Genomic DNA, 26,252 nt, shown 5'->3' with positions numbered 1-26,252 from the left:
AAAAGCAGGCCGCCGCTGCTCCCGGCAGGGACAGCGTCCGGCCTTGCTCTTACTGTAATTTCTCATAAATACGGCTTAAATTTCGTCCATCTTCTTTAGCCCGATAAAGGGCCAGGTCAGCATGACTGATCAATTCCGACTTGTTCAAGCTATCGACCGGGAAACAGGAAATCCCGGCACTGACGGTGATACTGGTCTGCAACCCATCTGCTGTCGGCACCCTTAAAGCCGCGATAGCCTGGCGCAGCTTTTCCGCCACCTGGAAACCTTCTTCACTTCTGGTGGCTGGCAGGAGAACGGCAAATTCCTCCCCGCCATAGCGCACTACGGTGTCTATTTCCCGGACCAGGCTTTTAATGGTCCGGGCCACCTCGGCCAGCATCTTATCACCCATCATGTGCCCGTAGCGGTCATTATAGGTTTTGAAATCATCTATATCCAGCATAATCAAGGTTAAAGAAGAATGACGGTTGCGTTTCAATTCCTTATCCAGTGTCATCTGGAAATAACGATAGTTATATAAACCGGTCAACTCGTCGGTAATGGCCAGTTGCTCCATTTCCCGGTTCATTTTCTCAATAATATTAGTGTAACTCTGTAACTGGTCGTGGGAAGCCATCAGCTGACTATAGGCGATTTCCAGTTCCTCATTCATCTTCTGGTTACGGCGGAATTGTTCCCTTTGTACCTTCAAAAGATAACCAACAATGGCGGCAACCAGGAAAAAGAGCACAATCTGGGCCAGCATCCGCGTATCCTGCCACATAGTTACCTTCCAGCCTGTTGCCTGGCCTTTGGCATAAATAGATAAGCCACCGGCTACCAGTGCTGTTGCCATCGCGCCAAGGAAGTCGGCATACAAAGTAGCTGCTACAATCGGCAACAGGTAAAAGGCAGGATAAAAGATGCTTTCCACCCCACCGGTAAAATTAATCCAGAAATATGAAATCAGCAAATTACCCCCAATGGCCAGAGTGTAGCGCAACCAGTTACCTTCCCCCCGCATTAAGAAGAATGGCACAAATAAGCCGTTGAAAATACCGGCGACTGCCATCAGTATATATAAGTGGGGAAATACCACCTTATCCGGGTTGGCCAGAGCTAGAATAACGAAAGGAAAACTGGTCACCCCGGTAATAATCCACAGGTTGCGCTCAACCTTTCTCTGCATTGATTACTCCTCCTCGGCTTCCATGGGGTCATGTAAACGCAAATAATCCAGCAGGTAGGGGTTTAATACCTTGATGTATGTACCTTTCATACCAAGGGAGCGGGAATCAATAACCCGGGCGCTTTCCAGCTTGCGCAGGGCATTGACGATCACGGAACGGGTTAAATGGTATTTTTCCGCCAGTTTGCTGGCTACCACAAACCCTTCTTCCCCGGCCAGATCACGGAAAATAAAGCGTAATGCCTCAATTTCCGAATAGGACAAAACTTCCATAGCTGTCTGAATAGCCACCCGATCTCTGGTGTCTTTTTCCAGACGCTCATTTTTCAGGCGCATGATTTCAATTCCGGTGATAGTTGCAGCATATTCAGCCAGGATCAGATCATCATCAGTGAATTCCTGACCTTCCTTTTCACAGATCAGGGTCCCCAGTCGGTCACCACCACCGAAAACCGGGACAATTGCTCTAACCCAGCCTTCCTGGCCACCAGCGGTTATTTCGGTCCGGTTATAATTGAGGAATTGTTCATTTAAGGCATCCTGCAGATGGCCATCAGCTTCAATATATGCTTCCAGAGGGTTTACCCCACTCCCGGTAGCATCTGACCACCCCAGCAGCTTACCGCGCCGGCCAATAATCCAGAATCGCGTTTCCGTCAACCGGGCTAGCACGCGGGCCATCTCCCAGAAATCCACCGGCTGACCTGCTGTTTTTTGGATGAGACGATTCATCGCTCTGGTCTTTTGTAACAAACTTCCCACTTCAATCTACCTCCTCTGCTTCCTCAGCAGTACTAACCCTATTTCTCCCTGCCCCTTTGGCATGATAGAGGGCCCGGTCAGCAGCTTCAATCAGCTCCCCCGGTTCGTGGCCATGAATGGGAGCCTGCGCTACCCCGATGCTGACAGTGACACTCACCAGCGGGCGGTTGCTGCCGATCTCCACCGGTTCTCCCTTAATTGCCAGTCGAATCCGGTTGGCCAGCCGCACGGCATTGGACAGTTCTGTGTTGGGCAGTAGCACAGCAAATTCTTCCCCCCCATATCGCGCTACCACATCCGACCTTCTGGTTTCCCGGGTCAGTACTTTCGCTACCCGCTGCAACACCTTGTCTCCGGCCTGATGCCCGTAAGTATCATTGAATTTCTTGAAATGATCCACATCCAGCAGCAACAGGGAAAAAGGATGATGATAGCGCTTGGCCCGTTGAAATTCTTCCTCCAGCCGGGCATAAAAATAACGGTGATTATATATGCAGGTTAAGCCATCGGTTATGGCCATATTTTCGATTTTTTCATAAAGCAGGGCCCTCTCCGTGGCCAGGGCTGCCTGCCCTGCCATGATGGTCAGCAATTGTTTCTGGTTTTCTTTAAAGCCAAAGGGCTCTCTCTTACCCAGTACCATCACACCTACCAGTTTATCATCAGCTACCATGGGTAAAATCAGGAGAGAGCGCATAATCTGGTAGATCCCCGGCATGCGCCGGATCAGCTTATCCCGTTTGCAATCATAAACAATTACCGTTTGCCGGGTACGCACAACCTGGCCAATTAGGCCATCCCCGGCTTCAACGGTATTATTTTCCAACCAGGCTTTGTAATTGGGATTATTGCTGATCACTACCTGGGGAACCAGTTGTTCCAGCTCCTCCCGCCAGAGATAAATAATTGCTGTATGATATTTTACCACCTTCAGTGCCTGATGTAAAATTTTATGCAATAGCTCCCCGGTTTTCAGAGTCAGCGAAGCCTGTAAGGCAATTTCATGCAATGCCTTTAACTCACGGTGAGCCAGTCCCAGTTCAAAATAAGTTTTCAACAGGGCATTGACCAGAATAATCAGCCCTAACAGCAAAAAAACACCAGCACTGCCGATTACCCGATAGAGTAATACTGTTAGTGCCCCCAGGCAGATGGAAAGAGCACAGGTAAACAGCTCCAGTTTGAATACATCCCGCCAGTAGGGATAAAGGGCCCGAGCCTGTTCTCTGGCCGCATAGATATTGACCAGCAGATGGTTGGTTACAAAATAGGATACAACATACGCCGCCAGCGGTAACCAGTTGGAGGCCATCAACTTGTCCGCCTGAGGCGCTATCTGGCCGCCTGCCTGTTCATAGACAATCCCGGCCAGCAAAGCCGAAAGGGCATATTGAGCGCCATTAAACAAAACCGTTTTCATGGAATGGCCGTGATTGACAATCCCCCGGGCGAAAACCGTAGCCAGCGCTGAAATCCAAACTGTAGCGGGAGTGCCAAAGAGGATAAATGTCACAAACACCAGCACAAAACTCAGGGAAAAGTCCCCATTTGGTGTAGAAATCACAAACCACTCCAGAAACATGCCCATGGCCAGCAGAATAACATAGGACTGCCAGTCATCAGCTTTCAGCCCCGGTAGCATCAGCCCCAGAGCTGCTGCTCCCAGCAAAATCACCATCAGGCCGTACACGGCAAACCAGGGGCTCGTATGCCGCTTCATCCGGCCACCTCCCTTAATTCGCTCTAACTTCATTCGACATATAGCCATAAAATTCCTGCTAAATTGTAGATAATTTTAGATAATCCTTCCGAGTAAGCGCAACACATGTCCTTTTCTCAAGCCCAGCTGTTCAATGGTTCCTGCCGGCAACTCCACCACCGCTCTTGCTTCCCTGACCACCGGGCTAAAGCGCCAGGGCGGCATGCCCGTAATCAAATGCACAATCCGATTGGTATCATCCAGAAAAATTACATCAATAGGAAACCGCATGAAACAGGTATGCACACCCTGACAGGGCCTGATAACCAGGGCCTCCCCGGGTGCCATCTTCTCGCGATCCAGAAGGCCAACTAATCGCCTCCAGAAGGTATCAGCTATTTGCACCCGGCTGGCAATCTGGGTTTGATTGGTCACATTGATCAGTTCCATAAAGTCACCCCGCTTGTCAGTTGCCCATGGTTTTCATCATCTGCATTATTGCCGGACCCAGCAACACTACGAAAAGGGTAGGAAAGATAAAGAGAACCATCGGAATTAGCATTTTTACCGGGGCCTTCATTGCTTTTTCCTCCGCTCTTTGCTTGCGTTTCCCCCGCATTTCCGCTGACTGCAAACGCAGGACATTACCGATGGAAACCCCCAGCTGGTCAGCCTGGATAATAGCCCCTACCAGGGTTTGCAAGTCCTCGTTTCCTGACCTTAGCCCTAGATCTCGGAGAGCATCTCGCCGCGGCTTACCCATCTTAATTTCCTGCAGCAAACGGGAAAACTCGTCGGCCAGTACCCCTTTGCTTTTCTCCACCACTTTAACCAGAGCGGCATCAAACCCCAAACCCGCTTCTACACTAACGGTCAACAAATCCAGGATATCCGGCAGGGTATCCTGGATTTGTTCCTGACGCCGGGTAGCCAGTACCCCCAGGTAATAGTTGGGTAACAAATAACCCAGGATTGCGCCAAGCAACAGAGCCAGCACCAGCACCAGCGGGCTTGCCCCCGAGGGCAGGGCCAGGAAAAAGCAAACCAGAGCCAGCCCAATCATCATGGCATACTGCAGGGCCAGGTATTCCCCTGCTGTCAAATCCCAGGGATTCCCTGCCATCAACAATTTTTTCTGCAAATCCAGCTTTTGCTTGCTATCAGCAGCTCTTGTCCCTTTGGGCAGCTTTTCCGCCACCAGGTTTAACAGAGGGCGAATCACCCGCTCAAAAAAGGGCTGGGATAACTTCTCATCCAGGTACTTTTTTCGCCAGCTCAACAGGGAACCCACCTGTTGTAAACGGGACTGAACGGTAATCTTATCCCTGTAAAGGTGAAAAAGAAAAACATAACTCAGGAGGGTAAAGGAAAGACCACTTAATAGAGAAATCAATAACTCCATGCCCACCCCCCCTTACACTTTAATATTAATGATTTTTTTGATAATCAACATGCCAATACTCTGGGAAACCAGCCCGCCTATAATCAGGCTCCAACCTAAAGGACTGGTAAAAAGAGGCATCATGTATTCCGGGTTGATGAGGAAAATAAAACCTCCCACAGCCACCGGCAACAGGGAAATAATCATCCCGGAAATTCGTCCCTGGGCCGTCAGGGTCTTGATTTCGCCCTTGATCCGCACCCGTTCACGAATGGTGTTGGCTATGCTTTCCAGCACCTCCGAAAGGTTACCCCCTACTTGCCGTTGAATCAAAACAGCAGTAACTACCAGATCCAGATCTTCGGATTCGATGCGCTGGGTCATTTTTTCCAGAGCCTCTTCAGTTGTAGTCCCCAGGGCCATTTCCCGCAATGCCCGGGCAAATTCCTCCGAAATGGGGGCCGGCATTTCGCGGCTGACCATATCCATCGCCTGTAAAAAGGAAAACCCGGCCCGCAGGGAATTGGACATAACCAGCAGCGCATCCCCTAACTGGTTATCAAACATGTGCACGCGTTTGGCTTTGCGAGAATTGACCAGCAGGCGGGGCAGCAAAAAACCAAGCATAAGCAGGATAATGCCTCCGCTGATATTTCTGGCCAGCAACCAGCCCACCAGCCCCCCACCTACCGTAGTTAACAGATTAATAAAGACAAATTCTTCTCCCCGCAGGGGAATATTGGCCTTGATCATCTCCGCTTCCCATTTCTTTGCTATCTCCCGGGCTGCAAACAATTTGGCTCCCTGGTTAATAAATTCCTTCCAGCTCAGAGTCGGCCGTTCTTTTTTCTCCCGTCGCCCGTATATAGACTTACTGGTATAAACGGTCAGCCTTTCCGCCAGTGCCCGCTGCTCTCTGGTCAGCAAGAGGAAAAGGGCCCATACAAAGGCAGTCACACTGATAAAAGTCAGTAATAAAATCAAACTTGCCATAGCCCTCACCTCCTGCTAACGATTGATAAAGATATCCTCAGGCAAATGGATACCCGCTGCCTCCAGTTTACTCATAAACTTGGGCCTGATGCCGGTGGCCCGATGCCGCCCGATAATCTTGCCTTTATCATCTACACCCATTTGCTCATAGACAAAAATATCCTGCAGCACAATGGTATCCCCTTCCATACCCACTACTTCCGTAATGTGAGTGATTTTGCGGCTGCCATCCCTGAGCCGGCTTTGCTGAACAATAACATCAATAGCTGAGGCAATTTGTTCCCGGATCGCCCGTACTGGCAATTCCATCCCTGCCATCAAGACCATGGTCTCCAGCCGGGCCAGCATGTCCCGGGGAGAGTTGGCATGGCCTGTGGTCAGGGAGCCATCATGGCCGGTATTCATGGCCTGCAGCATATCCAGGGCCTCACCGCTGCGCACCTCCCCCACCACAATCCGGTCCGGACGCATCCGCAGGGAGTTACGGACCAGATCGCGCATGGTAATAGCTCCCTTACCTTCGATATTGGGGGGGCGGGTTTCCAGGGTAACTACATGCTCCTGCCTTAGTTGCAGCTCAGCTGCGTCTTCAATAGTTATAATCCGCTCATCATTGGGGATAAAGGAGGAGAGGACATTCAGGGTAGTGGTATTATGGGTAATAAACCCCCCACCCGTACCAGCTATAAAATTGTGCAAATCACTTACTGTAATATCATAAACATAAGGCTCAGTATTTTTAATTAATTCAACTTCAATAATTTTGTCCCAGAAAACCGGATAACTTGCAATCTGCCCTATTTTTTGATTTGAAACAATTGGACTTTGGGCCAAAAATGTTAAGTGTTGTAATTTTTTTCGGTTTTTTAAAGAAAAACATTCATAAAATCTTTTTATATTATCTAAACCGCTTATAATTGCATAATGATGTTCCCTTTTACGTCGGTAGATAGAAATTATTCCATAATGAAGCAGTGCCTGTCTAATAAATTCTATTAATTCAGGACTTTTACTGCTATATTCCAGAGCATTTTTCCCTATATATCCGTCGCCGTCCCAAAGCCCACTAATAAAACCGGATAAACTATCATTATCAAGCTTATACCACCATGGTAGAGGCTTAATTTTATCTGCTTTTTTGCCTCTTGGCACTCCCAAACCCTCAAAAATTTCAACCAGGGCACTTGAATAAAATCTAATTCTCGGCGTTCTGTTTCTGGGAAATTCCAGTTGCCCATAGACTTCAAAATTTTCCTTAACAATCCTTTGTGCCTGTTCCAGTAAATCCACATTATTTCCATGAATTTCAAGATACTTTTTTCCTAGATGACCATCAGCAAGAAGTAACCCAAGTAGCCAGAATATATCTGTATTAAACTTATCAAGCGAAATATTAATTGTTTCATTACTAGTTTTTGCTTTAACAATAACCCTATTTATCTCTTCCGTTTTATTAAAATGTTTTCTAATTAACCACCAAAATTTAATCGGAATATTATTTTCCTTAAACCATTCCCGGACAGTAGAATAGTTTTTATTTAGTTTTCTAGCTAATTTTTTTAGTTCTTCATGGGCTAAAATGGGTTTAATATCTGCAAAATCATCCTTTACATATAGTCCATTAGATTCCATTAATTGATCTAAAATATTTACTTTTTCAGGATGAATAGGAAGATAAGACGGCACAGCTATCATCAGTCCTGTAGATAAATCACTTGCTTTTATCTCCGTTATGTTTCCATTAACCAGAGTGAAAAATGGATGTTCTGGAGTAACCTCAATTTCTCTTCCAGTTGCCGTTTTGATCTTGTAAATCTGATCTGGTGCCCGATGACGCCATAATCTAACATTTTCCGCTAATTTATATTCACCCTTTGTCCAGTCAAAAGACAAGACTTTTAAATTTGTATCAACATATTCCCAGCCATCTCCATCAGTATATGGAGGCTGTTTCAGCATGGCCTCGTCCACTTTTTTCCCGATAGAATTCCAGCCATCACTCCAGAGTACCGGTGTTCTACCAAGCATACACTTCCCCGAGCCCGTACCCCCGGAAACCACTATATTCAGTTTCCCTTTAACACAGGCATCCAGAAATTTGGCCATTTCCACTGTCAGAGTGCCAAACCGGATCAGGTCCTCAATTTTCAAGGGGTCTTTGGAAAACTTCCGGATAGTAATGGTCGGCCCCTTCAAGGCCAGGGGAGGTATAATGGCATTCACCCGGGATCCATCCGGCAAACGAGCATCCACCATGGGCATGGATTCATCGATCCGTCGGCCAATAGGGGCTACAATTTTTTCGATAATATGCAAAACATGGTCATTATCCCTGAATTTAATATCCGTTAATTCCAGTTTCCCTTTACGCTCTACATAAACCTGATTGGGCCCATTGACCATGATCTCCGAAACAGTAGGATCATTAATCAAGGGGTTGATGGGACCAAACCCCAGCACCTCATCGATGATTTCCTGCACGATTTTCTGCCGGTCCTGCCGGGGGATGAAGGCTGCCTCCTTATCCAGGAAAGTCTGCACCACATCTTCAATTTGCTGGGCCAGTTTAGCTTCATCCAGGTCTTCCATTTTCCCGCCCTTGCTGATTTCTTCTTCCAGTTCATTGATAACTTCCTTATGAATGCGTACCTTCAAATCAGCATAGGGGTCCCGGGTAACTTTAGGAGCGGAAGCTCCACTAAACCCGCTGTGTTCCCGGCTTTTTTCCCCTTCACTGCCCTTTTCTTTTTCCAGACGCTTCAAGAGGGACATTCTGTCTCACCTTCCTTTAGCCAAACCATCTGGAAAAGACCCCTTTCTTCTCTTTTTTCTGCAAATCCTCCTGATACCCCTGATCACTGATTACCAGGTGGGCCAGGTCGCGTATGGCCTGAGAGATTTTGGTACGGGGATCAGAGACCACAAAGGGAATTCCCCGGTTAACCGCTGCCACCACCACCCGGCCATCACTGGGTATATGGGCGGCAATTAACATGCCCAGGCTTTTCTCTACATCCTGATAATTGATGCCAATATCGCCAGAAGAGCGGTTGAGCACCAGTTTAACTTTGCCTTTGTGATGCAGGGAATCCAGTACTTCCAGACTGAGTTTGACATTTTTGATAGTCGGCAGGTCCAGGGCCAGGATAAGCAAAATCTGATTACACATATCCAGGGCCGTCAAGTTGGTCTCATGGAAAAAGGGCGGTGTATCGATGATAATGTAATCGTATTCTTCCTTCAGCTGATTGATAATCTTCTCCACATGAGCAGCAATCACCAGCTCAGCATATTCCGGCCGGCTGGGTGCTGGCAAAACCTTGATCCCGGAGGGATGCTCGATCAAATAACTTTCCATGGTCTCCTTATCCAGGTGAGCAATTTCCTGCACCAGCTCGGTGATGGTCCGTCTGGGCACAATGTTCATCATTACCGCCACATCGCCAAATTGTAAATCCAGGTCCACCAGTACCACTTTGCCCCGGCTCTCCTGGGCCAGTGCTACTGCCAGGTTGGTGGCAATAGTAGTCTTGCCCACCCCACCTTTAGTACTGAAAACGACTACCACCTGGGGTTCCCGCTTTTTCGCCGTATCTTCAACATGTAAGTTGACCCGTCGCTTTTTCTCCAGGTCATACACCCGGCGAATGGTTTCTGTCAATTCATCACTGGAAAAAGGCTTGATCATATACTCGCGGGCCCCGGCCATCATGGCTTTTTTCAGATATTCCTGTTCCCCCTGTACTGACATGATGATGATAGCCGCCGTAGGTACCCGAAGGGAGATGGTTTCTGTAGCCTCAATCCCATCCATTACCGGCATATTGATGTCCATCAGGATAATATCCGGGCGCAGTTTTTCCGCTTTTTCTACCGCTTCTTTCCCGTCTCCTGCTTCCCCGACAATTTCCATATCGTCTTCAAAATATAAGAGCCGCTTAACATTTTCTCTGGTCTCGGCATAATCATCCACAATCATAATCCTGATCTTACCCATGGGATTTCCCCCTCACGCTATCTCAGCTTGTAATCAGTGGAAAGATACGGAGTCACATTGTTTTTATCCTGGTCCACAGGGGAACGCAGGGCTAACTGAATGACCCCGTTACGGTTAATCAGAGCCAGTTTGGCCGCTTCCTCCGGTGTCACCGCCAGGGTCACAGATTTTACCCCATCGGTTTTGCTTTTTTCCGCTTTTTGCTCCAGGGTATTTAGCTCAGATGTGAGCTGGCTGTCAACAGCCAGCACCTCCACATTTTCCAGATAAACTTTGGCGAGAGGCCGCTCTACCACCTGGTTGTTTTCCATAACCGGCACACTCATTACGGTAATCACATCCACCCGGTCTCCGGGTTTGAGCAGCCCATTCAATGCGGTAATGTTATTAACTCCAATAGTAAGGGCCCGTTTACCTTTAGGTACAGTGTAGGCTAGCCCTTCTTTGTAGGCATCTTTGCCTACCAGTTTTGGCCCCAAAACCTGTTCCCCGCTCACAATCCGATCCAGAGTAATCCGGCCTACTACCTTTTTCAGATCCCGTTCCGCCTGAGCATGAATATACTCTTTCGGTAACACCTTTTTTTCCACCATCTCCTGGGTGATCACAGTTTTGGCCGGTATTTCCGTCCTGGCAACCACTACTTCGCCGGTTACTACATTATTGATCTGTTTTTTCATGGTTTGCAAATAATAATTGGTGGCCAGAGCTGCCCCCAGCCCGCAGATTAAAGCCAGAACAAACAATTTCTTCGGTGTCATGCTCTTTCCCCCTACTCGCTCAGCCTGGTCCCATATAACCCGAAACCAGCACTAGTGTCATCCAGTTGCTCTGCTGGTACAATGACCCTGACAAAATAACCTTTTATTTGGCAATCATTGCCATTGCCGGGCAATTCATTTTTCAATAAAAATGCCGCAAACCCTACCACCCGGGCGGTAGAGCGACCGTTTTTGGGTATATCGTCAATTACCGGTACATATAAAAGCCGGGGGCTGTTGGGATCAATGTTATCCGGGGTACTGTTATCGGTCATAGTCCCCAGCCGGTACTGAATGCCCCGTCGGGTTGGCCCTGACATATTCCCCGGTTCCGTCTCGATTATATCTCCAATAGCGATAACTCCCTGGTAACCGTATTTTAAATTATCTTCATAAGTTGAAGCCCCGCGTCCACCTAAAGCAACAGCCCCATACCAGCCATTATCACCAGCACCGCCCCCGTTTTTGAGGATATATTCCTGGCCAAAAACAAAATTCTGTTGTTTTACTGCCAGCGGGGCCAGACCCTTCATGGCTTTAACAGGGGCTACCCGGGCTGTCGCCCGTCTGCTGACCTGCCCTTTTTCTACTCCCAGCACCGGAGCAAAAGCAAAATTCACTTCTTTGCTCAAATTCACAGTAATGGATTTGTTATCAGCTCCAATGGTAATCTCTTTCGTAAGTAACTCTGTACCACCATTGGCAGCCAGATATTGTTCTGCTACCGCCACAGCTGCATCCGGATGATCCGGCAATTCCTGCACCCCGGCCAAAGCCGCCGCATCGGCCATGGTCTGCAGGCGGTTTTCCCAGAGATAATACTGGCCAAAATCAGCTACCATCGCCACCATCCCCAGCAGCCCCGTCAGAGCCAGGGCCACCAGCACGATTGCCGTCCCTCTTTCTCCGCTCTCTTTGCTCTTCATCTTTCCTCCCCCCTATTCCATCCGCATCTGCACACTGCCACTTACTGTATAGGGGTTACCGATAATTTCACCGATAATGGGGGCAAAGATTTGTACCGGGTAGGAAACCTGCACCGTTACCGGTTGCCCCCGCAGGCGATTGCTATAGGCAGGAGCGATGGTGATTTGCAGTTTACTGCTATCCAGACCCACAGCTGTATCTTTAATCCTGGCGATAATAGCTGTATCCTGGGCCCCCACCACTGCCAGACGCGCCCCCTCCCGGGCCCCATTGTTCACCGTCAGATAGGCATGGAAAATGCGACCGAATTCAATAATGCCAAAGAGCAACATTAATAAAAGAGGCAGAACAAGGGCCATTTCCACCAGTGCCTGTCCCCTTTCCCCTCTTTTTCTTCCCATCCCCATTTTCCTCACCTACCTAACCAGAGTGTCACCAGTAAATAGCCCAGGCTGAGAGGAATGGCATAGGGGATAGCCGTCGGATCTGTCTGGCTGGTTTCTTCCTTCCACCACTGGCCGGTAAAGAAACCAACAAATAGCCTGGCACCTGCTTTAGACCAGGTTTGTTTAAACCCGGCCCAGCCCTGTTGCCAGAGGAGTCGGCCACACAGCCAAAGTCCCCCTAGGATGGCCCCTGCCAGAAAAGTATATAACGCCACTTTTCCCCCTGCCCAGGCACCGATGGCCGCCAGGAATTTCACATCTCCTGCACCCATTCCACCTACCAGAAAGGGCAGGATTAGTAGACCCAGACCAACCAGCCAGCCCAGCAAAGAGCCTTTCAATTCAGGCCAACCGCCCTGGTAATAGTGCCAGCCCCAGATCAGAGGCAGGGTATACAGTACCAGCCAGTTGGGAATGCGCCGATAGCGCCAGTCATAATAAATGGCAAGTGTGATGATAACCCAGAACAAACTCATCCCTCCGCCCGGGAAAAATAGGGCCCTACACCGAGGCACTCGGCCTACCGCGTAGGGCCTTGGGGTTTTTTTAGCTAGCACTAAAGCTTAGTCCTTCAAATACCGCCTTAATCTTATCCTTGAAAGCTATTACCGTTACAACCAGAGCCGCCGCCACCAAAGCAATAATCAGACCATACTCGGTCATTGCCTGACCAGACTCCTCTTTCCACAATCTTTTGATGATGTTCATACCAAATCCCTCCTTGCTAAACTTCGCTCTTTTTCACCCTTATGCATAAGACACAACACCTAAAAACCCCCTTTTACCGGCTGCCCGGCGAAAGGGGGTCACAAACCGACCTTCCACAATTCGGCAGCCTGGCAGTCATAGCGCTTATACGCCTTAGACCCATGGCTTTGCGCCCCCGGCTTTCACCGGGTTTGCCTTTATCGTTGTGTCTTATTGCCTTGTTCTGATTTTAGTATATACCCAATTAGGACAAATGTCTATGGGACCGCAGCTTTAATTTTTCTAGGACTTAGGTCCCAGACAAATGGTTTTTTTCGTACAAAGGTTTAATTTTATCTTTAAACAATATTAAAGATAATACTAGAGCTGCTGCAACCAGAGAGATAATCAGCGTGTACTCACTTAAAGCCTGCCCCTTCTCCTCCCGCCAAAACCGTTGAACTTTTCCCATACCGGTCCCTCCTCCGCTTCGCCTTTCAGGCTCCTACTTTTAGTATACATAAATGAAGGGGTATTAGTCTATGGATCTTAAGTCCCAAAAGCCTGCTCATTAAAAATTCGCAACAATGTCTGCAATTCCCGTTTCCCCTGTTGCCGCTGCCGCAAATCCAGAAAAACCACCCGCTGGTAGCGGGCTGCCAGATAGGCCAGACGGCGAGGCGATATGAGCGGAAACCACTTTTGCTCTACTACCAGCAGATTAAAATGTTCCCGCGCCAGTTTATCGGCAATGGCCAGAGTCTGATCCCAGGACCCCTGGTCAATGATGATAATCTGCAGCAACCAGTGATAACGATACTCGTATTGCAGCAGCCAGCGTACCACCCCTTCCAGATTAGTCACATTATTCCTGGTCAATAGCACCACGGAAATCCCATTCATTTGTGGTTGCCGTTGTTGACGGCGGCTGTAAAACAGTCCCCACAGCAGCAAGCCCACTAAGCCCAGCAAACAGAAAAAGGGCAGCCACCATGACATATAATCCACCCCACTCCGGGATTTTTGTCTATGCCATGATATGCTGCCTTCAGGAATTGGGTTCCTCGGTCAGTCCCATGCGCACAGCAAACAGCGCCGCCTGGGTCCGGTCTTCCACCCCGATTTTTTTAAAAAGATGGGTCAGATGATTTTTTACAGTCTTCTCACTGATGAACAACCTTTCCCCGATTTCCCGGTTGGTCAAACCCTGAGCCACCATGCCCAGAATATCCCTTTCCCGTCGGGTAAGCTGTTGCAAAAGCTGTTGTTCCTGCAGACGGGTCATCATGTGGCTGATTTTTTCCATTACCTCCGGAGCAATCACGGTTCCACCCCCGGTTACTGTGGCCACTGCCGCCAGCAAGTTATCAGCACTGATGTCCTTGAGCAGGTAGCCTGCTACCCCGGCCTTAATCACCTCCGGTGCCCGTTCATCCACCGCTACTGTTAGAGCGATGATCTTCACCCGGGGCATCAGCTGTTTCAACTGGCGGATAGCCTGAATACCATCAGTACGGGGCATGTTGATATCCATCAAAACAAGATCGGGAAGACATTCCCGGGCCTTCGCCACTGCCTCCGCCCCATCTCCCGCTTCCCCCACCACCTCCAGGTTGGGCTCTAGAGCCAGTACCTTGCGTAAGCCTTCCCGGATCAGAGGATGGTCATCTACCAGCAAAATCCTCACTATCCCCATAGCTAAACCTCCCTATCCTTCGTTGAGCGGTACTTTCAGCAGAATCTCCGTCCCCTGCCCTGGTCGACTGCGCAGGATGAAAGTGCCTCCTAACAGTTCCACCCTTTCCCGCATACTGGTCAAACCCAGGCTCTCCCGTTGCTTGTTGGCCAGGGCTTGTTCCACATCAAACCCCTGGCCATCATCCTTGATCAGGATGTTAACACTATCCCGGCCCATTTCCAGCCGCACTATAACTTTGCTGGCCCGGGCATGTTTCCAGACATTATTGAGGGCTTCCTGGACCACGCGAAACAGTCCTACTTCCACCGCATTATCCAGGCGCCTTTCATAACCAAAGAAGATAAATTCCGTGTTTAAATTATATTTGCTCTTATAATCCTCCAGATAGCGACGCAAAGCCGGAACCAGACCCAGGTCATCTAAAGCCATGGGCCTGAGGTCAAAAATGATTTTACGAATATCCTGCAGGGTATTGCGTACCAGCTCTTTCAGACTCTGCAGTTCCCCTTTAACTTTGTCTGGCTTCAGTTCGAGCAATTTCTCACAAAATTCCATGCGCAAAACAATATTGGCAATGGCCTGAGCCGGTCCGTCATGGATTTCCCGGGCCACCCGTTTTCTTTCTTCCTCCTGGGCCTTGATCACCCGGATACTCAGGTTTTGTTTTTGTGCCAGCCCTTCTAACTGATTGTTGACCTCATTCAGACTTCCCGAAAGGAAATCCATGACCACAGCCACCTGGGAAGCCAGATTCTCCGCCTTGGCTACCGTTTGCTGCATGTTTTTCAATGTCACCTGCAGCTGGTCCCGTTTGGAGCGCAGCTGGTTTTCCCGTTCCCGTAACAGCAGCAATTGGGTCTGAAGCTCACTGGCAGTATCATAGGCCCGTTTTACTTCCGCTTCTGAATATTTGCCCAGGCTGCTATCCACTTCTGCCAGCCGTAACCTGGCCTGCTTGACTTTCAATTCCAGTATATCTACCGCCTTAATTACATCATTGACCTGGTTTTCCAGCAGGACCAGTTCCCGTTCCAGCCGTACCACTTCCTTGCGGGCTGTTTCCGCAATATCGTAGATTTGTTGTTTGCTGTTTTCGATAGCTTGCAGGGTATTTTTTACAACTTTGTCCAGTGCCTCCAGGGATGGCATGGGCTATTCCCCCTGTTACTTCGTGTTAATCAATAGATTCGCTTAAAAAAGACGGATTCCTGCTACCAGTCCCAAAAAATTTAGGACCATAGTCCCAAAAGAAAACCCCGGGCCCTCACCCGGGGTAATTTCTTCTGCAATAACTAGAGTCCGGCATCAGCCCGCAGGACTTCCACCTTGTCCAGGCGCTCCCAGGGCAGATCCAGGTCATTGCGGCCAAAGTGCCCATAGGCAGCAGTCTGTTTGTAAATGGGCCGCCGCAGATCCAGAGTCTTGATAATACCCGCCGGCCGCAGGTCAAAGTGCTTGCGCACCAGTTCAATCAGCTTTTCTTCCGGCAATTTGCCCGTGCCAAAGGTTTCAATCATGATGGATACTGGCCTGGCCACACCAATCGCATAAGCCAGCTGCACTTCACACTTGTTCGCCAACCCGGCAGCTACGATGTTTTTGGCCACATAACGGGCAGCATAGGCACCAGAACGGTCAACCTTGGTGGGATCTTTACCGGAGAAGGCGCCACCACCATGCCGGGCCATACCGCCATAGGTGTCAACGATGATCTTACGGCCAGTCAGACCGGCATCCCCCTGCGGACCACCGATAACAAAACGGCCAGTAGGGTTAATGAAGTATTTGGTATTTTCATCCAGATATTCGGCCGGGATCACCGGTTTGATAACATGTTCAATCATCTCCCGTTTGATGGTTTCCAGATCCACATCCGGGCTGTGCTGGGTGGAGATGACCACAGTATCCACCCGTACCGGCCGGTCATCTTCATATTCAACGGTAACCTGGCTTTTGCCATCGGGACGGAGGTAGGTCAAAAGCCCGCTCTTGCGCACTTCTGCCAGCCGCCGGGTCAGCTTGTGGGCCAGGCTGATGGGCAAAGGCATAAATTCAGGGGTTTCATTGGTAGCATAACCGAACATCATCCCCTGGTCGCCAGCCCCGATGGCTTCGATCTGCTCATCGGTCATTTCCCCGGTTTTAGCTTCTAAAGCCTTGTCCACACCCATGGCAATATCAGGGGACTGTTCATCAATGGCAGTGATTACAGCACAGGTATCGCAGTCAAAACCGAATTTGGCCCGGGTGTAGCCGATTTCCCGAATAGTTTCCCGGGCAATTTTGGGTATATCTACATAACAGCTGGTAGTGATTTCACCGGAAACCAGTACCAGACCGGTTGTAACCGAAGTCTCACAGGCCACCCGGGCATTGGGATCTTGAGCGAGAATGGCATCCAGCACCGCATCGGAAATCTGGTCGGCAATTTTATCCGGGTGTCCCTCAGTAACGGACTCAGAAGTAAACAAACGCTTGGCCACTGTGCATTCCTCCTTTTTCATTTCCAATAACTTATCATAACAAATGCTACCTCTTATGTCAAACTAAAAAATTTTTGTTTAAACCCCTTTTAAAGCGGCAATAATTTCATCAGAAAGTGAACATGAGGAGGAACTGAAAATGAAAAAAACCGCTGTCCTGAAAGAAGTAGAAAAAGAACTGAAGGCCTTAGAAAGCCTGCTCAGGAAGCATCCGCCCCGCCAAGCCAGGAACGGGGGACGAAAATAAAGGCAGCCTCCGCTTTGGCCTGGCCCAGTTTTCCCTTTACCATTTCATAAGCCCGGGCCATGACATAATAACTGGCGTCATGGGCATCTCCGGCTACCGCTACCGGCCAGTCCTGTTTCAAAACCCGCCAGGCAATTTTTTCCGCTTCTGTGCCAAAGGCCCCCAGCAGGCTGCCCGCGGTGATTTGAAAACCGGCTTCCAGCTCGGCCAGGCGCTGAATTTTGGACCAATCACAGGCCAGCGCTGGCGTCCGTTCCGGATGAGCAATAGCCAAACTGGCTCCAGCCAGCTGCAATTGATAGATCTGTTCCAGCCAGTTATGCCCTAAATAATCCCAGGGCAGTTCCAGCAACAGTCTCTCTCCTCCATTCAGCCCCGGCAGTTTTCCTTGCCGCCAGGCTGCTGGCAATTCCGGACTCAGCATAGCCTCACAACCGGGCTTGATTTCCAGGGGCCAGTCCAGCTGCTGTAGACGCTGATTCAATTCTGCCACCAGTTGATACATGCGCTGGCTGCCATGGCGTTTAACTTCCCGCCAGTGGGGAGTTGCCACTATTATTTTCACTCCGGCTCCAATGGCCAGTTGACACATTTCCAGAGTTTCCGTCCAATCCCGGGCGCCATCATCAAAGGCAGGGAGCAAATGACAGTGAAGATCAATCAATCTCTATCCCCCCTGAACTTATTCTATCACAGGAGGAAAAAATATGTACAGCCAAAAAACCTTACTCTGGCTTTTACTGCTTAGCTTTTTCCTCATACCGTGGATTTTCCTGTTTCAGCCAGATACTGCAGCAACTAACCCCGTTGGCCCACCCCAGCAGCTCTTGCGTTTGCACGTTATCGCCAATAGCGATCAGACTGCCGACCAGGCAGTTAAGCTGAAAGTCCGTGATGCCATCCTGGCCTATCTTACTCCTCGCCTGGTCAGGGCCACCAGCCTGGAGCAGGCTCAGGCCATCGTCATAGCAGCTGAGCCCGAAATTATCAGGATTGCCAATCAAACCCTGGCAGCGCAACAATTTCCTTATCAGGCCCGGGTGGAAATCGGCCGTTTCCCTTTTCCCAGCAAGAGCTACGGAACTTTCAATCTACCGGCCGGCCGCTATCTGGCTCTCCGGGTTTTGTTAGGACAGGCCCAGGGTAAAAACTGGTGGTGTGTGCTCTTCCCTCCTTTGTGTTTTGTTGATCTCAGTCATAGTATTGCCGAAAACCCCTCTCCTCCACCCCGTTTGCGTTCCCGCATCCTGGAATGGTGGCAGGAAAGGCAGAAAAATCATCCCCTGGCCCGCATGAGCTAGGGGATGATTTTCTTTACATACTCTTCCATTTGAGCCTGACTCTGGGCCCCCACTACTGAAGCAACTACCTGTTGCTGACTATTGATGAAGAAAAAGGCTGGAATAGCACTGACCCCAAACTGGGCTGCCAGCTGCTGCCCCTGCGGGTCATCCACATTGACAATCAGGAATTCCACCTGACCTGCATATTTGTTCTGCAGAGCCAAAACCACGGGCTCCATCTGTTTGCAAGCCGGTCACCAGTTGGCATGAAATTTGATCACCATCGGCCGTTTTTCCTTGTACCAGCGTTCATAGGTCTGCAGCGGATTAGAAGTTACCTGAAAGGCTGTCAGTTTCTGCTTTTCAACCGGCTTTTGCCCGCCGATACTAAACCAGTCTTCCAGGTAAGCAATACTGCCGATGATGGCTACCAGCACGATCACCAGGGCCAGCCAGCGTTCCTTGTTCATGCCTTGCCCTCCCTTCCTTGAACTAATTTCATTTTAACCTGAAACTGTTACGAAATTGTGTCCAGGGAGGGGTAATAGTCCAAAAATAGTCTACTTAATAGTCTACTTTTTTAAAGCTTCCGCAATGGCACGGCCCACTTCTCTGGTTCCGGCTCGCCCGCCCAGATCCGGGGTTTTAATGCCCTCCTGCAGGACCCGGGCTACTGCTGTTCTCACGCTCTGGGCAGCTTCCACTTCGCCAAGATGGCCCAGCAGCATGGCGCCACTTAAAATCAAAGCCAGGGGATTAGCCAGGTTCTGGCCAGCAATCTGAGGCGCACTGCCATGGACAGCTTCAAAAACAGCGGCCTTTACCCCCAGGTTAGCTCCGGGAGCCACTCCCAGACCGCCTACCAGACCAGCACAGAGGTCAGAAACGATATCCCCGTAAAGGTTGGGCATCACCATTACATCAAACTGCTCCGGCGCCTGCACCAGCTTCATACAGGCCGCATCCACAATCACATCTTCAAATTCAATCTCTGGATACTGGGCCGCCACCTGGCGGGCGCATTCCAGAAAGAGCCCATCACTCAATTTCATGATATTGGCCTTATGCACTGCCGTTACTTTTCGCCTGCCTTCCCGCCGGGCAAAGCTGAAAGCCGCCTCACAGATGCGGATACTGGCTTCCCGGGTGATGATTTTAATGCTTTCAGCTGCATCCTTGCCCACCCGGTGTTCCACGCCAGCATAAAGGTCCTCGGTATTCTCCCGGAAGATGACAATATCAACCCCGGTATAACGGCTGGGTACCCCCGGGAGATTCCGGGCCGGGCGTACATTGGCATAAAGGTCCAGTTCCTGCCTCAAGGTTACATTCACACTGCGAAACCCCGTTCCCACCGGGGTAGTAATTGGCCCTTTCAAGGCCAGACCAATTTCCTTAATCTGATTGATAACTCGCTGGGGCAAGGGGGTACCTTCGCGTTCAAGTACTGCCGCCCCTGCCTCCAGTTCAATCCACTCAAAATCCACCCCGGTAGCTTCCAGCACCTCCACTGCCGCTGCTGTTACTTCGGGACCTATCCCGTCTCCAGGTAACAAAACAACTTTATAACTCACCGCGCTCCCTCTTTTCCAGATATTCTTCATAGATGAAGATCAATTCCTTATCAAACAGGGACCGTTTCAGTTCCACCGCCGTGGCCCGTACCTTTTCCAGAATAGCAGCGGCATCTTCCTCTGACAGGTTAACCCCATATTCGGCAAATTTTTTCTTGATGGCAGCAGTACCGGAGTGTTTGCCTATCACAATCTGCCGTTCCAGACCCACATCTTCTGGCTTAAAGACTTCATAGGTCAGGGGGTTTTTCAATGCACCATCAGCGTGAATCCCCGATTCATGGGCAAACATGTTGGTACCGACAATAGCTTTCCAGGCCGGCAATTCCCGGTTGGAAGCCATGGCCACATACTCGGATAATTCACGGAAGCGCTCGGTTTTAAAATTAAGATCGATTCCATAGAGGATTTTTAAGGCCATAACCACTTCTTCCAGAGCGGCATTACCGGCTCTTTCGCCCAGTCCGTTTACCGTTACGCCCACGTAGTTGGCTCCCGCCTTCACCCCGGCCAGGGCATTGGCTGTGGCCATGCCAAAGTCATTGTGGGTATGCATTTCCACATCAATGCCTACAGAGTCGATCAGAGTTTTGACATTATTGTAAGTAGTAAAAGGATCCAGGATGCCGATAGTATCACAGTAACGCAGGCGGTTGGCCCCGGCTTCCTTGGCCAGTTTGGCGAACTGAATCAGGAAGTCCATGTCCGTCCGGGAGGCATCCTCAGCATTAACAGAAATATAAACTCCCTGACTTTTGGCATATTCCACGGCCTTGACCATGTTTTCCAGTACCCATTCCCGGGAGGTCTGTAACTTGTATTTGATATGAATATCCGAGGTGGAAATGGAAATAGCCACTGCATCCACACCGCAATCAATGGATTCCTGGATATCCCGCACTACCGCCCGGTTCCAGGCCATAACACTGCAGCGCAAACCCAGTCGGCAAATTTCCTTAATCGCTTCTTTTTCATCGCCACCCATAACCGGAATCCCGCATTCAATCTGGTCCACTCCGATTTCATCCAGCATGCGGGCAATCCGTACTTTTTCCTTGTTAGCAAATACTACTCCCGCCGTCTGCTCCCCGTCCCGCAATGTGGTATCCACAATGTAAATTTTTCTGTTTACCACCGTCATACCCTCCCTCGCCAGTAAAACTGTTGTATATCAAACATTATAATGGTAGCGAAGGAGAATATCAAGGGATTGGCCTATTTTTTTATAGTCCATTTTGTCGAAACATCGTTGTGTGCATTGGTGTATACAGTATTTTTCCTGGCGATTGTTCCCCTGTAATATGTTCCTTTTTCTGATGTCCAGCCTTTCTTGCTGGCAATCATCTGAATGGATTTTTTCTCCCCTGCGACCAGGCTGACAACTTGCTGGGCAGTTAGCCCTTCCTTGCGGGCCGTAACATTATATACCCCTGGTGCCAGCTTGCCGAGACTGAAATAACCTTTCTCATTGGTACGCAATCTGGTGGTGCCAACATAAACCACCGCCTCTTCCAGTGGCGCAAGGCTGGCTGACATCACCTGACCACTCAACTGGGCCCATTCCAGTACCGTAAACCCGCGGGCATTACTGATTACGCCGTTCTTCACCACTGTAAGCTGGTAACTCCCAGGGGGCAAGGACGGAATTGTGATCTGGATATTGTTCTCATTCCAGCTGGTGACCGCAGCCAGAGTGCTGCCAATCTGCACCTGACCCGGCCCGGTTCCAAAGCCAGCCCCACTGATTGTAACTGTATCGCCAGCGTAACTCTGTTCAGGTTCTATTTGTAGCACTACCGGTGTAGCATTTGGTGCAATCGCCTCAGCCAGGGATGAAGCCAGACCCCCAGCATGGCATTTGCCACAATCCGCCGCCAGCTTATGTCCGACCTGGCCATGCAACAATTCTGACCGATGACAGGCCTGACAGCGCCGGATGGCCCATTTATCCTTGATTTCGTGGCAAAGGTTGCAGTTTTCCAGACCAGTACCATGGTGGTTTTGCCCTGGCCCGGGATAAGGATGGCATTGTTCACAACTGCGTAAACCCGGTATCATGGCCGTATTCTCCACAATGGTCCCATTACTGTTAATATCCCAGTCCTGCACCAGTGCCGGCAAGTGGCAGGCTGTACACTGACCGCTCAAAGCTTCATTTCTCCGGTGATGGGGACTGCTGGCATGACACTGCTGGCACTTCCTTACCACTTCTACCTGTCCCGGTGCCGTCAGCAAATGACAGGCAGAACAATCCCGCTGATCAGCTGCTGCCGCCAGATGATGACGGTCCGCAGTGGAGGTACCATGACAGTTCCGGCACTCTTCTTCCCCTACTTCTTCATAAGTTTTATCCGGCATCCCATGTATTTCCGGCCGGGTTGCTACCGCAGGCGCAAGGATAGTAATATTGAGCTGATTGCTGCTGCCATTGCTGTTAACTACTGTTACCGGATAATTGCCGGCATTGAGATCAGGCAGGCGGATTTGCAAATAGTTATTCGACCACTGTAAGAGTTCTGCCTTTAGTGGCCCTATTTGTACCCAGCCTGAACCACCAAAACCGGTTCCATTCAGGCTTAGAATTGCTCCAGGACTGGCTTCGGTAGCGCTTATTTGCACCAAAACCGGCCGGGGCTGGGGCAATTCCGGGTCCGGCAGAGATGTGCCACTACCATGACACTGGTTGCATTCCCCACCGTGCAGGAGATGCAGCTTGCTGGACTGATGGCAGGAAAGACAGCGACTTACTGATATGCCCCCGGAATTGCTGCTGTGGCACCAGGAACACTGCTGTAATCCCTCCTCATGGTGTAAAGAAGTCAACCCTTCTGTATGACACAGCCGGCATTTATTGATATCCGCATCAGTGACTGCTGTTGTTGCTAACCCATAGTCATCTACCACATCCCCGTAATGACAGGCAGTGCATTGACCCAACTGGGCTTCCTGAGTCAGATGGTGACTGTCTTTCACATGGCAGATTTTGCAATCACTGACTGCGGTTATTTTCCCCTCCTGAGACTGGTGACAGTAATCACAGGTAACTACCAGTGCTTTCAAGCTCAAATGATGCCGGTTCTGCGTAGTACTGCCGTGACAACTGCGGCAGTCCATTTCTGTGAGTGCACCATAGGTACGATCCGGAAAGCCCAGCTGCTGGGTAGTTTGGGCCCAGGCTTGTCCGGTTAGAAGAAATAAAATTAAGGTATATAAAAATAAAATTGCTCTTTTCATTTAAATCCCTGCCTTCCTGACTAGCTAAGGGGAAAAGCCGCACTTCACAGAGGAAGTGCGGCTGAAATATTTAGTAAACCTTGAAAGTCTTTTCTGCGGTTACGCCACCAAAAGTTTTAATTTTTACTTTGTGATATCCTACTGTAAGCCCAGCGGGTACCTTGAACTGAATTTTTGTAGAACTCCAGAAGGTAGCCGGTACAGGCACCCCGTCAACCAGGATCTGGCTGGCACCCTGTTGCGCCCCAAAATTGTAACCAATAGCGGATATTGTCCAACCGACTTTAGCGGTAGTAGGACTGATCGAACCCAGATAAGGCACACCCCAGACATTCAATATATTGGTACCACCTATAGCCCCGGAAGCTTCTCCGGCCGGGCTGGATACCCTCACACTGTAGGAACCAGGACTCAAGGTAGTCGGTACAGTGAACTTGATGGTGTTATTGTCCACTACCGTAAATTCTACCGGTATCTGAGTAGCACCATAGCTCAGCTTGACACTGTCCACTGCCGGAACCAGGAAGTTCTTACCGGTGATAGTCACCTCACCACCGGCTTTGTACACTACATCTGCTGGAGCGACGTTATTGATTTGCGGACGGGCCCAAACAGTAAAGACCCGATACTGCGGACTTTCACCTTTCATGTTTACCAGACGCACATTATACTTGCCTGAGTTAACCATGGGCACAGTAAAGACTACCTGGTTATCAGTCCAGTAGTCAATCGGAGCCTCAGCATTTCCAAACATTACTTTGGAATAACCTTTAATAAATTCACCAAAGTTGGTACCGGTTGCAGTTACCTTGGCCAGTATCGGTCCTTCATAAATATCAAAACTGTCGATAGTAGGCACAGCAACTGGCTGGGGCGGAGCCATTTCGGCAATCAAATTGGAATGGCACCCCTGACATCTTTCCACCAGCATGTTACCAGTTTCATCAACAGTGTGGCCTTTAATGGTGTGCAAAGTGCCGATATCATGGCACTGCTCACAATCCCGCACGGGGGCGCTGACATTGCCGAAATGACACTTGGCACAATCTATACCCGCATTAGCTACATAATGGTGAGTACTATTTTCACTCGGGTCATCTACCGGGCCAGGCTTGAAGATCGGTTTGGGTAAATCAGCCGAAGCATTGGTAGCATGGCAATTCCGGCAATCAGCAATGGCCGGAGTGATTAAGGATGCATCATAAGTAGGCAGTGGTTTGGAACCAAAGTCACTAACTACATTAGGATCGTGACAAGCAGTACACCGGCCCTCAATCGCATCTACGGTCTTGTGGTGAGGGCTTTCGGTGTGACAGGTTGTACATTCCCGGGGCACCGGCTGGATGGTGCCATTTTCAAACCCGTGACAGCGATAACAATTACCTTCGATTTTAACAAAGTCAATACTATGGTGGCGATCGGCCAGGTTGGAGCCGTGACACTGTTCACAATCAGGACGGCTCAAAAACTCCCAGGTGGTATCATACAAACCTTCATTCTGCGGCACATAAGGCATAGTAAAGGCCGCAGCCAAGGCCGTGCCACTGCCAATGACCAGCAGCAATGCGGTCATCAGCAAAAGAATCCACCCTTTTCTCATCCGCGCTCCTCCTTTCAAAACTTTAAAACTCCGGTTTATGCAATCAATCACTTCCCTCTATTCACCTCCTTCCCATAAGGAATTATACCTTACGGGGCTGATTTTCTTTGTCGAAGTTGGTATGAGATGACATTTTTTCTTGCGACATTTTTCACCATCATTGCCTTTGCTCTCCCAACCTATACCGAATAATAAGGGACAGGTTGTCGATATACTGTCGAAACCTGTCCCTTAACTCTCAATATGTCAATCTGCTCTTAATTCCTTCCAGTATACTGCCCTTAATCACCACCTTTATCACCGTGCGGGCCGAAAGGTTACCATCATCGCCAGCACCAGCAGCGATAATGGTAACCGGATAAAGTCCATCCGGTAAATAGGGATCAGTGAAATGGATGCGAGCTCTGTTTTTCGACCGGGGATTAACAGGCAACTGCCAGGTGTTAGCCGGTGTCCCGGCCGGATTTGTCGGTTCCAGCAGCACCTGCTGTCCATCAGGAAAGCGGGCCTGTACATATTTTGCTCCCGGACAGGGCCGACTTCGTCTAACTTTCTTTTCTACAACACTGCCATCAGGCTGCTGTTCATAAACAGTTTCTTCCCAGGTATAAGGGGTGGTGGCCGTTTCCACCACCAGGGCAAATACCTGTCCGGCTTTGATCTGGGCCGGTTCCGCCCTGCCGCTGACGGTCAGCTGGCCCTGTTCTTCCCTAACTTCCTGACGAACCTGGATGGCCTTGCTCAGACTGTTGTCCTGATAGTTTTTCTCCTTAATCTGACGGTCAGGATTAATCCATGCAGTTAGGTTAAAGGAACCGGTAGTGTTCGGTGCCTTGATGGCAAAGCTGACCGCCTTCTTTTCCTTCGCTACCAGGGTTACAGGCAATAATGCTACCTGACGCTGGTTAAGGGTCAGTTTCAGTGTTGTCGATAACGGGCGGCTACCCTGGTTTTCCACCTGTACTGTCCCCTGGTAGCTCTGTCCGGGACTGATGGGAGACGGGTAAGATAAGCTGAGCATTCTAAGGTTAACCAGGGAACCATTGAGCTTTAAACTGGTGGTATTATCGGCATAAGTGGTTTCTACAAAAGGCTGGCTCTGATTCAGCCAGTGGGCCTGCCGGTCCCCATTAACGATGGCGGTCAGAGTATGGCTATCTTTTTCCGGCAGATTAGCCGGGACCTGCCAGTGGATTTCCACCTCTACGGTCCGACCCCGTTCCTGCCAGGGCCTGCCATCACCGGGGCTTATGGTCAGGTTCTGGCTGGCCACCGTCTGACCGTCCAGCTTTAGTTCCAGTTTTGTTA

The 26,252-nt window shown here is 49.7% G+C and carries 26 protein-coding genes, 2 pseudogenes and 1 riboswitch; of the genes and pseudogenes, 1 reads left to right on the top strand and 27 read right to left on the bottom strand.

Annotated elements, in window-relative coordinates:
- Positions 1 to 49: 49 nt before the first annotated feature.
- From ULO1_RS01175 to ULO1_RS01090, 20 genes and pseudogenes are all read right to left on the bottom strand, one after another.
- Complete coding sequence (locus ULO1_RS01175) at positions 50 to 1,171, bottom strand: GGDEF domain-containing protein (protein WP_078666087.1); 1,122 nt, start codon at positions 1,169 to 1,171, stop codon at positions 50 to 52.
- 3 nt (positions 1,172 to 1,174) lie between these two features.
- Complete coding sequence (gene codY / locus ULO1_RS01170) at positions 1,175 to 1,933, bottom strand: GTP-sensing pleiotropic transcriptional regulator CodY (RefSeq protein WP_078666088.1); 759 nt, start codon at positions 1,931 to 1,933, stop codon at positions 1,175 to 1,177.
- A 1-nt stretch (position 1,934) separates the two neighbouring features.
- On the bottom strand, positions 1,935 to 3,653 hold the full coding sequence (locus ULO1_RS01165) for a GGDEF domain-containing protein (protein ID WP_159446805.1): 1,719 nt from the start codon (positions 3,651 to 3,653) through the stop codon (positions 1,935 to 1,937).
- A gap of 75 nt (positions 3,654 to 3,728) precedes the next feature.
- Positions 3,729 to 4,082, bottom strand: a complete 354-nt coding sequence (locus ULO1_RS01160) for a DUF192 domain-containing protein (RefSeq protein ID WP_078666090.1) — start codon at positions 4,080 to 4,082, stop codon at positions 3,729 to 3,731.
- A 16-nt stretch (positions 4,083 to 4,098) separates the two neighbouring features.
- Positions 4,099 to 5,034, bottom strand: coding sequence for a type II secretion system F family protein (locus ULO1_RS01155; RefSeq protein WP_079932754.1), 936 nt, complete (start codon positions 5,032 to 5,034; stop codon positions 4,099 to 4,101).
- Between the two features lie 12 nt (positions 5,035 to 5,046).
- The gene (locus ULO1_RS01150; RefSeq protein ID WP_079932752.1) at positions 5,047 to 6,006 is read right to left on the bottom strand and encodes a type II secretion system F family protein; all 960 of its coding nucleotides are present in this window, start codon (positions 6,004 to 6,006) and stop codon (positions 5,047 to 5,049) included.
- 15 nt (positions 6,007 to 6,021) lie between these two features.
- The gene (locus ULO1_RS15075; protein ID WP_278308111.1) at positions 6,022 to 8,034 is read right to left on the bottom strand and encodes an ATPase, T2SS/T4P/T4SS family; all 2,013 of its coding nucleotides are present in this window, start codon (positions 8,032 to 8,034) and stop codon (positions 6,022 to 6,024) included.
- Positions 8,035 to 8,037: 3 nt separating this feature from the next.
- Positions 8,038 to 8,778: pseudogene (locus ULO1_RS15070) on the bottom strand (CpaF family protein); the annotation flags it as partial.
- 16 nt (positions 8,779 to 8,794) lie between these two features.
- Complete coding sequence (locus ULO1_RS01140; RefSeq protein WP_078666094.1) at positions 8,795 to 10,003, bottom strand: response regulator; 1,209 nt, start codon at positions 10,001 to 10,003, stop codon at positions 8,795 to 8,797.
- Between the two features lie 17 nt (positions 10,004 to 10,020).
- Positions 10,021 to 10,764, bottom strand: a complete 744-nt coding sequence (gene cpaB, locus ULO1_RS01135) for a Flp pilus assembly protein CpaB (RefSeq protein ID WP_078666095.1) — start codon at positions 10,762 to 10,764, stop codon at positions 10,021 to 10,023.
- A gap of 11 nt (positions 10,765 to 10,775) precedes the next feature.
- Complete coding sequence (locus ULO1_RS01130) at positions 10,776 to 11,690, bottom strand: TadE/TadG family type IV pilus assembly protein (protein ID WP_078666096.1); 915 nt, start codon at positions 11,688 to 11,690, stop codon at positions 10,776 to 10,778.
- Positions 11,691 to 11,702: 12 nt separating this feature from the next.
- Positions 11,703 to 12,092, bottom strand: a complete 390-nt coding sequence (locus ULO1_RS01125) for a TadE/TadG family type IV pilus assembly protein (RefSeq protein ID WP_200803498.1) — start codon at positions 12,090 to 12,092, stop codon at positions 11,703 to 11,705.
- Positions 12,093 to 12,103: 11 nt separating this feature from the next.
- A complete protein-coding gene (locus ULO1_RS01120; RefSeq protein ID WP_159446804.1) occupies positions 12,104 to 12,607 on the bottom strand; it encodes a prepilin peptidase in 504 nt (167 codons plus the stop codon).
- Between the two features lie 76 nt (positions 12,608 to 12,683).
- A complete protein-coding gene (locus tag ULO1_RS01115) occupies positions 12,684 to 12,845 on the bottom strand; it encodes a Flp family type IVb pilin (protein WP_078666099.1) in 162 nt (53 codons plus the stop codon).
- A 119-nt stretch (positions 12,846 to 12,964) separates the two neighbouring features.
- A riboswitch (cyclic di-GMP riboswitch) is annotated at positions 12,965 to 13,051 on the bottom strand.
- Between the two features lie 83 nt (positions 13,052 to 13,134).
- The gene (locus tag ULO1_RS14490) at positions 13,135 to 13,296 is read right to left on the bottom strand and encodes a Flp family type IVb pilin (RefSeq protein ID WP_107754147.1); all 162 of its coding nucleotides are present in this window, start codon (positions 13,294 to 13,296) and stop codon (positions 13,135 to 13,137) included.
- 77 nt (positions 13,297 to 13,373) lie between these two features.
- A complete protein-coding gene (locus ULO1_RS01110) occupies positions 13,374 to 13,823 on the bottom strand; it encodes a glycosyltransferase family A protein (RefSeq protein ID WP_079907167.1) in 450 nt (149 codons plus the stop codon).
- A 49-nt stretch (positions 13,824 to 13,872) separates the two neighbouring features.
- The gene (locus ULO1_RS01105; protein ID WP_078666101.1) at positions 13,873 to 14,520 is read right to left on the bottom strand and encodes a response regulator transcription factor; all 648 of its coding nucleotides are present in this window, start codon (positions 14,518 to 14,520) and stop codon (positions 13,873 to 13,875) included.
- A 12-nt stretch (positions 14,521 to 14,532) separates the two neighbouring features.
- The gene (locus ULO1_RS01100) at positions 14,533 to 15,672 is read right to left on the bottom strand and encodes a sensor histidine kinase (protein ID WP_079907165.1); all 1,140 of its coding nucleotides are present in this window, start codon (positions 15,670 to 15,672) and stop codon (positions 14,533 to 14,535) included.
- Positions 15,673 to 15,815: 143 nt separating this feature from the next.
- Positions 15,816 to 17,006: a methionine adenosyltransferase gene (gene metK / locus ULO1_RS01095; RefSeq protein WP_079932747.1), complete on the bottom strand. Its 1,191-nt coding sequence runs from the start codon at positions 17,004 to 17,006 to the stop codon at positions 15,816 to 15,818.
- Between the two features lie 200 nt (positions 17,007 to 17,206).
- Positions 17,207 to 17,917: a tyrosine-protein phosphatase gene (locus tag ULO1_RS01090; protein ID WP_078666104.1), complete on the bottom strand. Its 711-nt coding sequence runs from the start codon at positions 17,915 to 17,917 to the stop codon at positions 17,207 to 17,209.
- A 43-nt stretch (positions 17,918 to 17,960) separates the two neighbouring features.
- Between ULO1_RS01090 and spoIIR the strand changes: the two genes are divergently transcribed.
- Positions 17,961 to 18,554: a stage II sporulation protein R gene (spoIIR, locus tag ULO1_RS01085; protein ID WP_078666105.1), complete on the top strand. Its 594-nt coding sequence runs from the start codon at positions 17,961 to 17,963 to the stop codon at positions 18,552 to 18,554.
- On the opposite strand, the pseudogene ULO1_RS01080 reads toward spoIIR, so the two are convergent.
- The 7 genes and pseudogenes from ULO1_RS01080 to ULO1_RS01050 form a co-directional block, all read right to left on the bottom strand.
- Positions 18,551 to 18,778, bottom strand: a pseudogene (locus ULO1_RS01080) (thioredoxin family protein); the annotation flags it as partial. The gene spoIIR and the pseudogene ULO1_RS01080 overlap by 4 nt on opposite strands.
- Positions 18,779 to 18,790: 12 nt before the next feature.
- Positions 18,791 to 19,006: a hypothetical protein gene (locus tag ULO1_RS01075; RefSeq protein WP_078666107.1), complete on the bottom strand. Its 216-nt coding sequence runs from the start codon at positions 19,004 to 19,006 to the stop codon at positions 18,791 to 18,793.
- Positions 19,007 to 19,108: 102 nt separating this feature from the next.
- Positions 19,109 to 20,110, bottom strand: a complete 1,002-nt coding sequence (locus ULO1_RS01070; RefSeq protein WP_078666108.1) for an isocitrate/isopropylmalate dehydrogenase family protein — start codon at positions 20,108 to 20,110, stop codon at positions 19,109 to 19,111.
- Positions 20,100 to 21,251: a homocitrate synthase gene (gene nifV, locus ULO1_RS01065; protein WP_078666109.1), complete on the bottom strand. Its 1,152-nt coding sequence runs from the start codon at positions 21,249 to 21,251 to the stop codon at positions 20,100 to 20,102. Before nifV ends, ULO1_RS01070 begins: the two co-directional genes overlap by 11 nt.
- A gap of 74 nt (positions 21,252 to 21,325) precedes the next feature.
- On the bottom strand, positions 21,326 to 23,344 hold the full coding sequence (locus ULO1_RS01060; RefSeq protein ID WP_078666110.1) for an IPT/TIG domain-containing protein: 2,019 nt from the start codon (positions 23,342 to 23,344) through the stop codon (positions 21,326 to 21,328).
- Between the two features lie 70 nt (positions 23,345 to 23,414).
- On the bottom strand, positions 23,415 to 24,944 hold the full coding sequence (locus ULO1_RS01055; RefSeq protein WP_079932744.1) for an IPT/TIG domain-containing protein: 1,530 nt from the start codon (positions 24,942 to 24,944) through the stop codon (positions 23,415 to 23,417).
- A gap of 238 nt (positions 24,945 to 25,182) precedes the next feature.
- Positions 25,183 to 26,252 (bottom strand): CARDB domain-containing protein (locus ULO1_RS01050; RefSeq protein WP_200806915.1); only part of this gene is annotated, 1,070 nt, incomplete at its 5' end.

Source organism: Carboxydocella sp. ULO1 (assembly GCF_002049255.1).
Classification (GTDB): Bacteria; Bacillota.
Note: the sequence above shows the minus strand (reverse complement) of the source record. Positions and strands in the feature narration are given on the sequence as shown.

Coding starts and splice junctions, on each gene's coding strand:
- ULO1_RS01175 (WP_078666087.1), bottom strand. CDS start 1,171: ATGCAGAGAAAGGTTGAGCGCAACCTGTGGATTATTACCGGGGTGACC.
- ULO1_RS01165 (WP_159446805.1), bottom strand. CDS start 3,653: ATGAAGCGGCATACGAGCCCCTGGTTTGCCGTGTACGGCCTGATGGTG.
- ULO1_RS01160 (WP_078666090.1), bottom strand. CDS start 4,082: ATGGAACTGATCAATGTGACCAATCAAACCCAGATTGCCAGCCGGGTG.
- ULO1_RS01155 (WP_079932754.1), bottom strand. CDS start 5,034: ATGGAGTTATTGATTTCTCTATTAAGTGGTCTTTCCTTTACCCTCCTG.
- ULO1_RS01150 (WP_079932752.1), bottom strand. CDS start 6,006: ATGGCAAGTTTGATTTTATTACTGACTTTTATCAGTGTGACTGCCTTT.
- ULO1_RS15075 (WP_278308111.1), bottom strand. CDS start 8,034: ATGCTTGGTAGAACACCGGTACTCTGGAGTGATGGCTGGAATTCTATC.
- ULO1_RS01140 (WP_078666094.1), bottom strand. CDS start 10,003: ATGGGTAAGATCAGGATTATGATTGTGGATGATTATGCCGAGACCAGA.
- cpaB (WP_078666095.1), bottom strand. CDS start 10,764: ATGACACCGAAGAAATTGTTTGTTCTGGCTTTAATCTGCGGGCTGGGG.
- ULO1_RS01130 (WP_078666096.1), bottom strand. CDS start 11,690: ATGAAGAGCAAAGAGAGCGGAGAAAGAGGGACGGCAATCGTGCTGGTG.
- ULO1_RS01125 (WP_200803498.1), bottom strand. CDS start 12,092: ATGGGAAGAAAAAGAGGGGAAAGGGGACAGGCACTGGTGGAAATGGCC.
- ULO1_RS01115 (WP_078666099.1), bottom strand. CDS start 12,845: ATGAACATCATCAAAAGATTGTGGAAAGAGGAGTCTGGTCAGGCAATG.
- ULO1_RS14490 (WP_107754147.1), bottom strand. CDS start 13,296: ATGGGAAAAGTTCAACGGTTTTGGCGGGAGGAGAAGGGGCAGGCTTTA.
- ULO1_RS01110 (WP_079907167.1), bottom strand. CDS start 13,823: ATGTCATGGTGGCTGCCCTTTTTCTGTTTGCTGGGCTTAGTGGGCTTG.
- ULO1_RS01105 (WP_078666101.1), bottom strand. CDS start 14,520: ATGGGGATAGTGAGGATTTTGCTGGTAGATGACCATCCTCTGATCCGG.
- ULO1_RS01100 (WP_079907165.1), bottom strand. CDS start 15,672: ATGCCATCCCTGGAGGCACTGGACAAAGTTGTAAAAAATACCCTGCAA.
- spoIIR (WP_078666105.1), top strand. CDS start 17,961: ATGTACAGCCAAAAAACCTTACTCTGGCTTTTACTGCTTAGCTTTTTC.
- ULO1_RS01075 (WP_078666107.1), bottom strand. CDS start 19,006: ATGAACAAGGAACGCTGGCTGGCCCTGGTGATCGTGCTGGTAGCCATC.
- nifV (WP_078666109.1), bottom strand. CDS start 21,251: ATGACGGTGGTAAACAGAAAAATTTACATTGTGGATACCACATTGCGG.
- ULO1_RS01060 (WP_078666110.1), bottom strand. CDS start 23,344: ATGAAAAGAGCAATTTTATTTTTATATACCTTAATTTTATTTCTTCTA.
- ULO1_RS01055 (WP_079932744.1), bottom strand. CDS start 24,944: ATGAGAAAAGGGTGGATTCTTTTGCTGATGACCGCATTGCTGCTGGTC.